Source organism: Bradyrhizobium zhanjiangense (assembly GCF_004114935.1).
Classification (GTDB): Bacteria; Pseudomonadota; Alphaproteobacteria; order Rhizobiales; family Xanthobacteraceae; genus Bradyrhizobium; species Bradyrhizobium zhanjiangense.
In genome coordinates this window covers 1,072,605-1,085,019 of sequence record NZ_CP022221.1, presented here as the reverse complement: position 1 = coordinate 1,085,019, position 12,415 = coordinate 1,072,605, and the positions used below count along the sequence as shown (strand labels likewise).

12 protein-coding genes are annotated in these 12,415 nt (G+C 63.5%); 6 read left to right on the top strand and 6 right to left on the bottom strand.

Going from position 1 to position 12,415, the window contains the following annotated elements; translation table 11 throughout:
• Nucleotides 1-92: 92 nt before the first annotated feature.
• The gene (locus XH85_RS05110; protein ID WP_128931014.1) at nucleotides 93-1,184 is read right to left on the bottom strand and encodes an LLM class flavin-dependent oxidoreductase; all 1,092 of its coding nucleotides are present in this window, start codon (nucleotides 1,182-1,184) and stop codon (nucleotides 93-95) included.
• A gap of 343 nt (nucleotides 1,185-1,527) precedes the next feature.
• On the opposite strand from XH85_RS05110, the gene XH85_RS05105 reads away from it, so the two are divergent.
• From XH85_RS05105 to epsC, 6 genes are read left to right on the top strand one after another with little or no spacing between them, the layout of a single operon-like run.
• Entirely contained in the window at nucleotides 1,528-2,325 is a 798-nt protein-coding gene (locus XH85_RS05105) for an ABC transporter permease subunit (RefSeq protein ID WP_338025660.1), read from the top strand.
• Nucleotides 2,322-3,044, top strand: coding sequence for an ABC transporter ATP-binding protein (locus XH85_RS05100; RefSeq protein WP_128931013.1), 723 nt, complete (start codon nucleotides 2,322-2,324; stop codon nucleotides 3,042-3,044). Before XH85_RS05105 ends, XH85_RS05100 begins: the two co-directional genes overlap by 4 nt.
• 18 nt (nucleotides 3,045-3,062) lie before the next feature.
• On the top strand, nucleotides 3,063-4,067 hold the full coding sequence (locus tag XH85_RS05095) for an NrtA/SsuA/CpmA family ABC transporter substrate-binding protein (RefSeq protein ID WP_128931012.1): 1,005 nt from the start codon (nucleotides 3,063-3,065) through the stop codon (nucleotides 4,065-4,067).
• Between the two features lie 23 nt (nucleotides 4,068-4,090).
• A complete protein-coding gene (locus XH85_RS05090; protein ID WP_128931011.1) occupies nucleotides 4,091-5,323 on the top strand; it encodes an acyl-CoA dehydrogenase family protein in 1,233 nt (410 codons plus the stop codon).
• 47 nt (nucleotides 5,324-5,370) lie between these two features.
• Entirely contained in the window at nucleotides 5,371-5,943 is a 573-nt protein-coding gene (locus tag XH85_RS05085; protein WP_128931010.1) for a flavin reductase family protein, read from the top strand.
• Nucleotides 5,944-5,991: 48 nt separating this feature from the next.
• Complete coding sequence (gene epsC / locus XH85_RS05080) at nucleotides 5,992-6,933, top strand: serine O-acetyltransferase EpsC (RefSeq protein WP_208758085.1); 942 nt, start codon at nucleotides 5,992-5,994, stop codon at nucleotides 6,931-6,933.
• Here the strand turns inward: epsC and XH85_RS05075 are convergent.
• The 5 genes from XH85_RS05075 to XH85_RS05055 all read right to left on the bottom strand — a co-directional run bounded on the left by XH85_RS05075 (nucleotide 6,930) and on the right by XH85_RS05055 (nucleotide 12,394).
• Nucleotides 6,930-7,796, bottom strand: a complete 867-nt coding sequence (locus XH85_RS05075) for an ABC transporter permease (protein ID WP_128931009.1) — start codon at nucleotides 7,794-7,796, stop codon at nucleotides 6,930-6,932. The two genes, epsC and XH85_RS05075, sit on opposite strands and share 4 nt — an antisense overlap.
• Complete coding sequence (locus XH85_RS05070) at nucleotides 7,789-8,652, bottom strand: ABC transporter ATP-binding protein (RefSeq protein WP_128931008.1); 864 nt, start codon at nucleotides 8,650-8,652, stop codon at nucleotides 7,789-7,791. Before XH85_RS05070 ends, XH85_RS05075 begins: the two co-directional genes overlap by 8 nt.
• Entirely contained in the window at nucleotides 8,649-9,707 is a 1,059-nt protein-coding gene (locus XH85_RS05065; protein ID WP_245473888.1) for an ABC transporter substrate-binding protein, read from the bottom strand. Before XH85_RS05065 ends, XH85_RS05070 begins: the two co-directional genes overlap by 4 nt.
• Before the next feature lie 22 nt (nucleotides 9,708-9,729).
• Entirely contained in the window at nucleotides 9,730-10,656 is a 927-nt protein-coding gene (locus XH85_RS05060) for a TauD/TfdA dioxygenase family protein (protein ID WP_128931007.1), read from the bottom strand.
• Between the two features lie 298 nt (nucleotides 10,657-10,954).
• The gene (locus XH85_RS05055) at nucleotides 10,955-12,394 is read right to left on the bottom strand and encodes an FAD-dependent oxidoreductase (protein ID WP_128931006.1); all 1,440 of its coding nucleotides are present in this window, start codon (nucleotides 12,392-12,394) and stop codon (nucleotides 10,955-10,957) included.
• Nucleotides 12,395-12,415: the final 21 nt, after the last annotated feature.

The following is a 12,415-nucleotide window of genomic DNA, read 5'->3' as shown; positions in this document are numbered from 1 at the left end:
ACCGAATACATAGGCCCGCCGCTCTGCGATCACTTTGGTCTGCCGCAATCGGCGAGCCCCTATGCAAATCGGGCGCCGGACGCCGCAGCGATCTATCCTAGGGACTGGGCCAGCCTCTCGGCAGGCGCGGTCGATTGCTTCGCCCGCACGCGCGGAATCACCTCGAGCGCAAATCGCCGCATCTCCGCTTCGAACGGCTGGAATTGCAGCATGAAGAGCTCGATGCCGGCCGCATGGAAGGCCTCGATACGCGCTGCGACCTCATCATAGCTCCCGACCAGTCCCGCTGCCGTGCCGCCATTGCTGCCGACGCGCGGCGTCTTCTGCATGGTCTGCATCATCACGACCTTCGGGTCGGTATTCTTCTTCTGGATCGCCTTCATCGGCGCATCTTTTGCAGCGAGGCTAAGCAGTCGCTCGTAGGCGGCTTGTGCCTGCTCCCTGGTTTTGCGTGCGACGACAAAGGCGGACAGGCCGAAACGGAGCGGCGGGGCCGCACCGCGCGGGCGCGCGGCAACATTGGCGATCAGGCCGGCCACATCCTCCAGCGGTTGACCATTGATGAACCAGACGTCGCCATCGCCTGCCACCAGATCTCGCGCGGGCTCGGATTCTCCGCCGACATAGATGACCGGGCGCTTGCGGTACAGACTCGTCGGACGCAGCGCATAGTCGGTAACTTTGAAGTGCTCGCCGCTGTAGTTGAGGCGTTCGCCCTCCATCAGGCGGGCAACGACGGAGATCCACTCCTTGCCATAAGCGTAGCGAGCGTCATGGTCCGGAAAGCCGATCCCCGCCTTCTCCAATTCCGGGCGGTTCCAAGCATTGACGAGGTTGATTGCAAATCGGCCGCGGCTAATGTTCTCGATGCCGAGTGCAAGCTTTGCCAGCACGACGGGATGGTAGAGATAAGGTTTGATCGCGGCGATGATCTCGATGCGCTTGGTCAGCGCCGCGATCGCCGCCGCGGCACTCCAGGCCTCAAGCTGATCGAGGTCTTCCTGATGTGGATTGATCGTATGTTGAGCGATCAGCGTAGAATCATAGCCGAGCTCTTCGGCTGTGAGCACCAGATCGCGATTACGCTCCCATGACGCATCATAGGGCTCCTCCGGGTCATGGTGCGCGGCGCGCGGCCCATGCACCAGCGCCCAGATGCCGAAACGAATGGGTGCAATCGCCATCGTGCTCTCCCGCAACTTTCTCTCACCATACCATCGATCGGTACGCGTTCTCGCCGAGGGTTGACGCAAGATCAAGCAGATGCACCTCAAAAAGATGTTCTTTGTCGCGCACCGGTGCCGTGACGGCAGCAGATCGCTCCGGAGCGAACGACAATTGAAATACCGCTCTATTTCTGTCGGCGCGATTTCGTGGGACATTTTTGGCGAACGACACGTCGTTGGCGCCGCACCTCCTGCATCAGATGCAGGCGGTGGAACGAGGTCTCACGCCTTGAGCAATATCGAACTGAGCCAAATCGACGGCACGACGATCGGTCCGGATAACGCCCCGTCATCGCGGAGCATTAAGTCGCTCGCGCCAGCAACCAAGCTTGGCGCCCGCGGCCTTCAACTCCTGTCCTGGATTGCGCCCGTTCTGCTGGTCCTCATCTGGGAAACGCTTGCGCAGGTGGGATGGCTCTCCCCACAGGTGCTGCCCGCACCGACCAAGGTTGTCCGAACGGCGTTCAAGCTTGCAGTCACTGGGAGCCTGTTGAACGATCTCAGCGTCAGCCTGCTGCGCGCCGTGGCGGGTTTTGCGATCGGCGCGGCCGTCGGCGCCACGCTCGGCGTCCTTGTCGGCTTCTCGCGGATCGCGGAAGCCGCAATCGACCGCAGCATCCAGATGATCCGGGCCATCCCTTTCCTCGCTTCACTTCCCCTGGTCATTGTCTGGCTGGGCGTCGGCGAAGCAGAGAAGATCTTCCTTGTCGCGCTCGGCGTCACGTTTCCGATCTACATCAACACCGTCCTCGGCATCCGTCAGGTCGACCCGAAGCTGCTCGAGCTCGGACGGGTCCAGGGCCTGAATTCGATTCAACTGATAAGCCGCATCATCCTGCCCGGCGCGCTGCCGTCGATCCTGACCGGCGTACGCTATGCTCTTGCCACGGCGTGGCTGGCGCTGGTGGTAGCTGAGACCATCGGCGCACAGTCGGGGATCGGCTTTCTCGCGATGGATGCGCGCGAGTTCCTGCGCACCGACGTGATCGTCCTTACGATCGTGATCTACGCGCTCATCGGCGTCGCGGCCGACGCCATTGCCCGCTTCCTCGAACAGCGCCTGCTCGCCTGGCATCCGAACTACGGAGCGGCGCGATGAACGCGCATGTCGCTGCGCTCCCCGCCCAGCCATCCGAATCTGGACCCGCCGTCGTCGTTAGCAACCTCGTCCGTAGCTACAGCAGTCGCGTCGTCATCGAGAAGCTGAACCTGCGTATCGAGCGTGGCGAATTTGTCGTCCTGCTCGGCGAGAGCGGTTGCGGCAAGACGACGCTGTTGCGGGCGCTTGCCGGTCTCGATCCCATCCAGGGTGGGCGGATCGTGGCACCCCGGCGGCCGGCAGTGGTGTTTCAGGAGCATCGGCTCCTGCCCTGGGACAATCTCTGGCGCAACGTGGCGCTTGGCTTGCAGGTTCCGAATCCTCGCGAGCGTGCCGCCGAAGCGCTGACCGAAGTCGGCCTCGGCGATAGGCTCGAAGACTGGCCCCGCAATCTCTCCGGCGGGCAAGCCCAGCGCGTCGCCCTCGCCCGCGCGCTGGTGCAGCAGCCCGAGCTCCTGCTGCTCGACGAGCCGTTTGCGGCACTGGATGCGCTGACCCGCATCCGCATGCACGAGCTCGTCCGCGAACTCGTTGCCAACCATCAACCCGGCGTCCTGCTCGTCACCCATGATGTCGACGAGGCGATCGCCTTGGCCGATCGCATCCTCGTGATGCGCGACGGCGCGATCGCCTTCGAGCATCGCAGCGATGGTTCGACTTCCATCTCACGCGCCGAGCTCCTCGGCGAGCTTGGCGTGGTCTCCCATTCTCCTAACTAAGTTATCCGGAAGGCAAATATGTCAGACTTTCCCTCCGCCAAACCATCCCGGCGCAGCTTTCTCGGCTCCGCAGCTTTCGGCATTGGCGCGCTCGCCAGCATGAATATCGGCGAGTTCGCCGACGCCGCGCCTGGCCGCACCACCGATACAGTCCGCCTGACCTGGGGCCTCGGGGGCCTCAACCTGATCGCCAAGGAGCGCGGCGAGTTCGAGAAGGCGCTGGCCAAGGATGGGATCAAGGTCGAATGGCTCGGGCCCTTCCCGAACCATGCCCCGACATTGCAGGCCGTCACTGGCGGCAGCGCCGACTTCAGCTTCGGCGGCAGCACGACCCCGGCGCTCGCCGCCATCATCGCCGGCTCGCCGCTGGTGTTCACCCAGTTCGTAGTCTACGAGCCGCGGACCACAGCGATCATCGCCAAGGACGGCTCCGGTATCGACAAGGTCGAGGACCTCGTCGGAAAGTCAGTCGCGGTCAACCGCTCAGGCCTCGGCGAATTCTTGCTGGTTGCCGCGCTTGAGAAGCACAAGGTTGACCGTTCTGCGGTAAAGTTCATCTATCTCAATCCGCCCGATGCTGCGCCGGCACTTGCCTCCGGCAAGGTCGACGCCTGGTCGATGTGGAGCCCCGGCGTCGATATCGCGCGGCTTGAATACAAGGCGCACGACATCTTCCTGGAAGGCCGCGATCTCGAATTTCAGATCGACTACACGTCCTACCTGACCACTCGTAAATTCGCGACGGACAATCCCTCGCTGGTGCGGGCCGTGAACGATGCGTTCCGTGCCGAAGGACAATGGGCCTCGCAGAACGCCAAGGACGCCGAATACATCGCGCAGAAGGCTGGCAAGTACAGCGATGAGCTCCGCGACCAGTTCATCGCCCTGAAGCGCCAATATCGCTACTTCGCGGTCAAGGATGAGCAGTTCGTCAGCGAGCTGCAAAAGGCCGCCGACTGGCTCGTCGCCCGCAAGGTTCTGCCCGAGCCAGTCAAGGTGACCGATCATCTCGCCCAGCTTTGAGAACGCTCCAGCAGGTCAAGACAATGAACAAGACCGTATCCACGCCCTCCCTGACGCCGTCGGAGCCGCTCAAGACCGGCTCTCCGGAACTCGAGGCCCTGCTCAACCAGATTGCCGAGGGGGAAAGTAGCCGCGAGCGCGACCGCGTCCTGCCGTTCGAGGTCATTGATCTCATTCGCCGGGCTCGCCTCGGCGCGCTGCGGCTCCCGGTGGAGGCCGGCGGCGCCGGCAGCACGATCCGCGATCTCTTCGCTTTCGTCATCCGCCTAGGCGAGGCCGACGCCAATGTCGCGCATATCCTGCGCAACCATTTCAGCGTGGTCGAGCGCCTGGTACGCAAGCCCAGGGACGAGCAGAGCCGGCAATGGCAGAGGGCGGTCGGCCAGGGCGCCATCATCGGGCTTGCGACGACCGAGCTTGAAAGCCCGCGCGTCGGCAATGTGACACCGGGGACGACGTTCACGCCCGACGGCAAGGGCGATTATTTTCTGAACGGCACCAAATATTACAGCACCGGCACGCTGTATTCGGACTATGTGCTGGTGCGCGCGGCTGATCCATCCGGCGCGACCGGCGCAACAATTGTTCCGATCAAGCGCGAGGGAATCGAGCTGGTCGACGATTGGGATGGACTCGGGCAGCGGCTCACGGCAACCGGCACGACGCACTTCCGTAACGTCAAGGTCAACCGCCAGGAAGTCGTCTTCGACGCGCCCGATACCGGCTACGGCGTGCCGTACTCCAACACGTTTGCCCAGCTTTTCCTCACTGCGATTGTCGCTGGCATCGCTCGCGCAACCCTGCGCGATGCAACTGCGCTAGTCCGCTCGCGCAAGCGCACGTTCTACTTCGCACCCACCGAGATCCCGACTGAAGATCCGCTTCTCCAGCAGACGATCGGCCAGATCGCCAGCGGCGCTTTTGCGGCCGAGACGGTCGTGCTGGCGGCCGCCGAGGCGCTGGACATCGCAACCGACGCCTTCGATGCCGGCGCGCCTAACGCAACAGACGCGGCGCACACGGCCGCACTGCTCTCGGCCAAAGCCAAGATCATCGCCGACAATTTCGCCATCCGCGGCGGCAGCCTGCTGTTCGATGTCGGGGGCGCCTCGGCCACCAAGAAGGTCACAAACTTCGATCGTCACTGGCGCAATGCGCGGACGCTGTCATCGCACAACCCGACGACCTACAAGGCGCGTTCGATCGGAGAACACGAAATCAACGGCACGCCATTGCCGGCGAAGGGCTTCTTCTAAGCAGGAACGAGTCGGCATTCGATGGCCTGACGCACGGAGAGACAAATATGGCAAAGTCGGACATCCATCTCGTCACTGACAGCAATCAGATCGAACACCAGTTCCGTGCGGTGATGCGTCGTCTCGCCGGTGGCGTGAGCATCATCACCGCCGGGCGTGACGAAGACATCACGGGAATGACTGTCACGTCGCTGACGTCGCTGAGCGCCAGTCCGCCCCGCCTGCTGGTCAGCGTCAACCGACAGGCCTCCTCATTCGCTCCGATCGAGCGGCATCGGGTGTTTGGCGTCAACATCCTCGGATCCGACCAGCAGGAGCTGGCGAACCGGTTCAGCAATGGCAGGCTGAAAGGTGCGCAGCGCTATGAAGGTGTATCCTGGACGCCCGGGGCGTCGGGCGTTCCCCTGCTCGGCAACTCACTGGCGACGGTCGAGTGTCAGGTGGAGGAGATCATCGAACGACATTCGCACGGCATTATCGTCGGCAGCATCTTAAGCTTCGAACTGTCGCCCCAGCTCTCGGGGCTGGTATACTGGAACGGCCAATACATCGAGATCAAGCAGGACGTCGATCTGGATCTGCTCGCCGAGATCAGCATCCCCCTGGCGCATGTCAGGTAGCGACGATCCTGCCGCCGCTCGACCTCCGGCATCGCGAAGCGAGGCAGCATGAAACGCGAGATTTCACCGGCCGCTCTTGGTCACACCGCGCCGCACTCGACACAGAGGCGATGGCAGCTCGACCGGATTGTCGCGGAGCTGCGCGTCTCTCGGGAGGAGACCCACAGCATTCGCAGGGACGGCGAGGCGCGGCAAGCCCCCTCGCGCGAGGCGTTGGAGGCGCTCCTCAACGGCCTTACCACAGCGCTGTTTCCACGGCATTACGGCCGCTCCGAGCTCGATGGCGAGAATATCGACTATTTCGTCGGAAATACCCTCAGTGTCGCCCTGGACTCGTTGTGCGACGAGATCCATCGCGGCGCTCTCTTCATCGGCGACGAGCTCAGCGCCGGCTTCCGGCGTGAGGACGCGGTCGAACTGACGCGAACCTTCGCCTCGCGACTTCCTTCCGTGCGCGGCCTTCTCATCAACGATCTCAAGGCCGCCTTCGTCGGCGATCCCGCCGCCAGGAATTTTCCGGAGATCCTGATCGGCTATCCCGGCATGACCGCGGTCATCCACCACCGCCTCGCCCATATCCTGCACGGCCTGGGTGCCAAGCTTGTGGCGCGTTTGATCGCCGCGATCGCGCACACCCGGACCGGGATCGACATTCATCCCGGCGCCAGCATCGGCTCGGGCTTCTTTATCGACCACGGCACCGGCGTGGTCATCGGCGAGACCGCCATCATTGGCGATAACGTCCGCATCTATCAGGCCGTCACACTCGGCGCGCGTCATTTCCCGACCGACGATGAGGGCAATCTGATCAAGGGCGATGCACGGCATCCGATCGTGGAGGACGGCGTCGTGATCTATGCCGGCGCGACCATCCTCGGCCGGATCACGATCGGCCGGGGCTCGACGATCGGCGGCAATGTCTGGCTGACCCAGGACGTGCCGAGGAACAGCATCGTGACGCAGGCGACCGCCCGCAACAAGCAGGGCTAGGCAGCCGGCGCCTTCCACCGCATCAGGCGGCGCTCCAGAGCCTCGAGGATGGCGTTGAAGACCAGGCCGATCACGGTGATTCCAAGGATACCGAAATACATCTGTGGGATCAGGAAACTGTACTGGCTGTTGATGATGAGATAGCCGAGCCCGGATTTCGCGCCTACCATTTCGGAAGCGACCAGCACCAGCATCGCGGAGGCGCTGGCGAGGCGGATGCCAACGAAGATCGTCGGGAGCGACGCCGGCAGGATCACCTTCCGGAACAATTGGGTCGGCGTCGCTCCCATCGTCCGCGCCGACTTGATCAAGAGCGGATCGACCTGTCGGACCGCCGCGATCGTGTTGAGCAGCAGCGGCCAGGCGCAGCTATAGACCACCATGGTGACCTTCGAGAGCTCGCCGATCCCCAGCAACAAAATGAAGACCGGCAGCAGCGCCAGCGGGGCCGTATTGCGTGCGATCTCAATGATCTGGTTGAGGACGTCGCCGAGCCGAGCATACCACCCGGTCAACAGGCCCAATGGTACCACCAGGGCGACGGCGATCAGGAACCCACTCAGAGCCCGCAACAGGCTGGCGCCGACGTCGTCGTAAAGCTCTCCAGTCTGTGCGAGCTGCCATCCGGCGCCGATCACCTCGGAGAACGGCGGCAGGAAGGTCACGTCGACCAGGCCGAGCCGCGGCACGGCTTCCCAGATCGCCAGGAACAGCACCAACAAGAGCGATCGCTGTCCGATGGCGCCGAACCGCCGCACCAGGCCGCCGATTTCAGTCGCAACCGCGCCGGTACGCTGCGCGGCCCGATCCTTCGGGCGCCCCTCCGCAAGCTCGAGCAGCGTCAGGATCTCCAGATTAGACATGCGCCAATTCCTTCGCCTTGGTGACGAGCCCGCCTTCAGCCGCGGCGGGCAGTTGCGATCCCTGCGCCTTCAAGACCTCGTCGCGCAGCAAGGACCACACGTCATGCCGCACCCGCCCGAATTCGGGCAGCGAGCGGACGTCCTCGGTCTCGGTGTGCAGCTCATCGGGAATATCGATGACTTGCTTGATGCGGCCGGGGCGCGAGGTCATCACCGCCACGCGCTGACCAAGGACCACGGCTTCGTCGATTCCGTGGGTGATGAAAAGGATGGTCTTTCCCGTGCGGCGCCAGATCCGCAAGAGCTCGCCCTGCAGCGTCTCGCGCGTCTGCGCATCGAGCGCTGCGAACGGCTCGTCCATCAGCAGGACCTCCGGATCGTAGGCGAGGCTGCGGGCAATCGCGACCCGCTGCTTCATGCCGCCGGAGAGCTCGTGCGGATAGCGGTCGGCGAAGCCCGCCAGCCCGACCAGATCGAGATAATGCAGCGCCCTCTGCCGCCGCTCCCGTGCCTTAAGCCCCGCAATGTCGAGCCCGAACTCGACATTCTGCGCGGCCGTGCGCCAGGGAAACAACGCATATTGCTGGAACACGATGCCGCGATCGCGTGCCGGTCCCTCGATAGGCTTGCCATCGAGCAGAATGCGGCCGCTGCTCGGCGTCGCGAGGCCGCCGAGCAGATCCAACAAGGTCGACTTGCCACAGCCACTCGGTCCGACGAGTGCCAGGAATTCGCCGGCACGAACATCCAGCGTGATGTCGTCCAGCGCGGTAAAGCGCTGCGGCGGCCCACCATCCTTGCCACGGACCCAAAACTCCTTCCGGACATGCTCGAAGCGGATCTTGGCCGTTGTCATTTTGCCTCCGCGGTCCTGTCCGGGCGGAAATAGTTGAACTCGTTGGTGTAGAGATCGGAGGGCTTGAGCTGGTCCTGCTTCAAGAGGCCATCCTTGACCAGCCAGTCGATCCACACCTGAAGCTCGGCATCGCCAATCACCCCGCCCTTACTCGCAACACCCGTGCTCTTCCAGTATTTGATGGGCGTTGCGTCCTCGTTGCGCTTGCGCTCGGCGATGACGCGCTCGAAGCGGGCGCGGACCTCCTCCGGCGGGGTCGTTTGCGTCCAGGCGATGGCGCGCGACACGCCCTCGATCAGCTTGCGTGAGGTGTTGGGATTGTCCTTGATGAACTTGTCCCGCAGCACGTAGGAACCGCCGGTGAAGTTTCCGAACAGATCCGTATCGGCAAACAGCCTGCGGATGCCGCCGCGTTCGAGCGCCTTGTCGCGCAGCACGCCGTTCAGCGTGGTCACCTCGACCTGGCCTTGCCGCAACGCCTGTTCGCCGGTGACCGGCGGCATCGCGACCAGCGTCACCTGCTTGGCCTCGGCCGGCGTCAAGCCGTTGCGGGCGAGGTACTCCCGCAACACGAATTCGAGGTGCGCACCGAGCGTGTTGACCGCGACCTTCTTGCCGATCAGATCCCGCGCGGTCCGGATCGGGCTGTCCTCCTTCACGTAGTAGCCGTTGTAGGTGTTGTCGTCCGATCCGTAATAGCCGACCACCGCCTTGATCGGCGCCTTGGCAGCGATCAACTTGATGATCGCGCCATAGAACGCGCCGCCGATGTCGACGTCACCGGTGACGACGGTCTGGATGTCCTGCGGACCGCTGATCGTGTTGCCGATCCATTTGAGCTTGAGCGGCGCGAGATAGCCGAGGTCGTCGGCCAGCTCGACGAACGTCACCTGGCCAGCCCAGCCCTGATAGCGGATTTCGGTCTTCTCGAGCTGCGGTTCGGCCACAGCGCTTCCGAGCAGGCCGGCCAGCGCGAGGCCGGCCAGAGCTAGCTGTCGGACCTTTGCACGTAAGCCAGCGGCCAGGCGACGCGAGGGGGAAGAGACGATTCTCATTGTGCTTGCTCCCTGGCTCGCTTCAAGCGGCTTTCGCCTGCGGCTTGGTCGCCTTGATGCGTGTCACGCTCTTGCGGCCGTCGATGCTGACCGGCACCTCGCCGTCGATGGTGGCACGCCGGACCACACGGTGGGCGTCGCCGTAGTCGTTGACGGCATAGTGCTGGGTGGCCCGGTTGTCCCAGATCACCACATCTCCTTGCCGCCAGTTCCAACGCACGGTGTTCTCCGGCGCGGTGATGTGCGACTGGAAGAGGTCGAACAGCTTCTGGCTGTCATATTTCGGTAAGCCGACGAAGCGCTGGACGAAATTGCCGAGCACCAGCGTGCGCTCGCCGGTTTCGGGATGAACGCGGACGACCGGATGCTCGGTCTCGTAGACCGTCGCCGTGAAGACTTCTTCGAATTGCTTCCGGTCGGCCTCGGTCGCGCGGGTCTTGACCGCATAATCATAGGCATTGCTGTGCACCGCCCAGAGTTCGTCCGCGAGCCTGCGGAGGGGAGCTGGCAGGTCGAGATACGCTGCCGCCGTGTTCGACCAGATCGTGTCGCCGCCGAACTCCGGGATTACGACCCCACGCAGGACCGAGATCTTGGGATAAGCATCGACGAAGGTGACGTCGGTATGCCACTGGTCGGCGCGGCCGCCGCCCCGCGCGGAGTCCAGTTCCAGGATCGATGCGGTACCCTTGGTGGCGCCGACGGTCGGATGCGGCACCAGCTTGCCCAGCCGGTGAGCAAAGCGCTCCTGGCCGGCATCATCCAGGTGGCCCTGGTCGCGGAAAAAGATGACTTTATGCTCGAGCAGCACCTGGTTGATCGCCCCTATCGTCTGGTCCGGCAGATTGCCGGAGAGCTTGATGTTCCTGATCTCCGCGCCGATCCGTGCCGAGCGCTTGACGATATCGGCGCGTGGAATGACGTTGTCGATGGTGCTTGCGTCCGTCATGTCATCTTCCCCAAGACTGCGATCCCATTTGGACAAGGCTCCGCCATTCGCCGATCGCAGAAAGCGATGGCGGAGAGAGAACAGGTGATGTCGTGATCGATCCTCTTGCGAACTGTCGTCTGCTCTGACGGTGATCGCGTCTGGCGGATCTTCCCGAAGAGGCTGCACCAATGCAGCCTCTTGTTCGGCCACATGATGCTAACTCAAGGACTTCGGAAATAGCTTCCAAAGTTGGAGGCAAGCAGGAAACAGACGCATCCACGGTCATGGCGTGTCCAGTTGCTACTTGCACTCTCCTCTATTCCGCCGCGATGGTGTTCGGCGAACGCCAGACGGCCGACGCATACAGCGCCGGCTCGAAGTCGTCGGCGATGGACCCATTGATTCGCGCCTCATGCGCCGGAAGGTCGTCAAGGAAGAGATCCCTGCTGATCTGCGCGACGACACCTGGAATATCGCGCTTGAAGCTCGGCACGTCTCCGATCGGCAGGCCGAAGCTCACGAACGCCGCGGGGTTGAAAACGTGGATGTTCCGCAAGTAGGGCGCGCGGCCGGGCTCTTTTTCCAGGAATTCATGACCCGCGCCGAGATAAGGGTGTGCGCCTAGGGCATCATCCTGCTCGTACGCTGCCGGCGAAAAGCGGTCGCGCCATAGCAGGATCTCATCGGAGAAGGTGGCGAGCTCCGGCCGCTTCGCGAGATCGACCTGGTAGCCCGTCCCCGCGATGACGAAATCGAGTGCAATATCGCCCTGCGGCGTGGCTGCAAGCAGCCGTCGCCCGAACGGCTTGGCTGAGGCCCACGGCGCCGCCAGATGAAGGTGGAAGCTCGGGAACTTGACCGCGCGCGCGATGGCGTCGGGCGGCGGCGTTGATCCGGCGCGACGGAAGCGGATGGCCTGATGCCAGCGCAGCGCGTCCGGAAGCGCCCCGTAATTGTCGTATGCACCCGGGTATCCGCGCGTCCTGATCACGGGCTCCGAGGCGACCTTGTCGCGGCGCGCGAATAGATGCACTTCCCTTGCCCCGGCCTCCAGCGCAACCGCCGCGGCATCGAACGCGGAGGCCGCACTGCCCAGAACCCCGACCGACTTGCCCTGCAGTTTCTCGAAATCGATCGCCTCCAACGTGTGCGCATAAAGCTCCTTGGGCAGATTGTGCGAGAGGACGTCGGGAACGGATGGACCGCCGTTGCTGGGAAAACCGCTGGCCAGGATGATCTTGCGGGCGGTTTCCGTCCTCGCCTCGCCCGCCACGTCGAGATGAAGCCTCAGATGGTCCTGCACTGGCTCGATACGGAGAAGCTTCGTCCGGTAGCGCACCTCAATGCCGAGTGTCTTGCGATACCAATCGAGGTAGGCGGCCCAATCCAGGCGAGGAATACGATCGATCGCTTCATATGCGGCCGCCCCATGGCGGGCTTCATACCAGGCCTGGAAACTCAGCCCGGGTAAGCCGAGTTCGGGTCCCGGCAAGCTTTTCGGCGTGCGCAGCTTGTGCATGCGCGCGCTGCTCAACCATGGGCCGGACGAGGCAGCGTCGCTGGCGGCATCGATCACCGTAACTTTGCCGATGCCGGCACGACGCAATGCAAAGGCGAAAGTGCTTCCGGATTGCCCGCCCCCGATGATTGCAACGTTGTGATCAGTCCCCTGACGATCCGGGACCCAGTTCTGCGGATCGGGACCGATCAGACGCAAGGTCTCGCGAGCCGCGGCGTCGATATCAGACTGAACCATGTTACACCCGGATTTATCAGC

Excerpts from the sequence above, each read along its gene's own strand:
- XH85_RS05090 (WP_128931011.1), top strand. The coding sequence starts at position 4,091 with ATGAACAAGACCGTATCCACGCCCTCCCTGACGCCGTCGGAGCCGCTC.
- XH85_RS05095 (WP_128931012.1), top strand. The coding sequence starts at position 3,063 with ATGTCAGACTTTCCCTCCGCCAAACCATCCCGGCGCAGCTTTCTCGGC.
- XH85_RS05055 (WP_128931006.1), bottom strand. The coding sequence starts at position 12,394 with ATGGTTCAGTCTGATATCGACGCCGCGGCTCGCGAGACCTTGCGTCTG.
- XH85_RS05070 (WP_128931008.1), bottom strand. The coding sequence starts at position 8,652 with ATGACAACGGCCAAGATCCGCTTCGAGCATGTCCGGAAGGAGTTTTGG.
- epsC (WP_208758085.1), top strand. The coding sequence starts at position 5,992 with ATGAAACGCGAGATTTCACCGGCCGCTCTTGGTCACACCGCGCCGCAC.
- XH85_RS05085 (WP_128931010.1), top strand. The coding sequence starts at position 5,371 with ATGGCAAAGTCGGACATCCATCTCGTCACTGACAGCAATCAGATCGAA.
- XH85_RS05110 (WP_128931014.1), bottom strand. The coding sequence starts at position 1,184 with ATGGCGATTGCACCCATTCGTTTCGGCATCTGGGCGCTGGTGCATGGG.
- XH85_RS05100 (WP_128931013.1), top strand. The coding sequence starts at position 2,322 with ATGAACGCGCATGTCGCTGCGCTCCCCGCCCAGCCATCCGAATCTGGA.
- XH85_RS05065 (WP_245473888.1), bottom strand. The coding sequence starts at position 9,707 with ATGAGAATCGTCTCTTCCCCCTCGCGTCGCCTGGCCGCTGGCTTACGT.
- XH85_RS05075 (WP_128931009.1), bottom strand. The coding sequence starts at position 7,796 with ATGTCTAATCTGGAGATCCTGACGCTGCTCGAGCTTGCGGAGGGGCGC.
- XH85_RS05060 (WP_128931007.1), bottom strand. The coding sequence starts at position 10,656 with ATGACGGACGCAAGCACCATCGACAACGTCATTCCACGCGCCGATATC.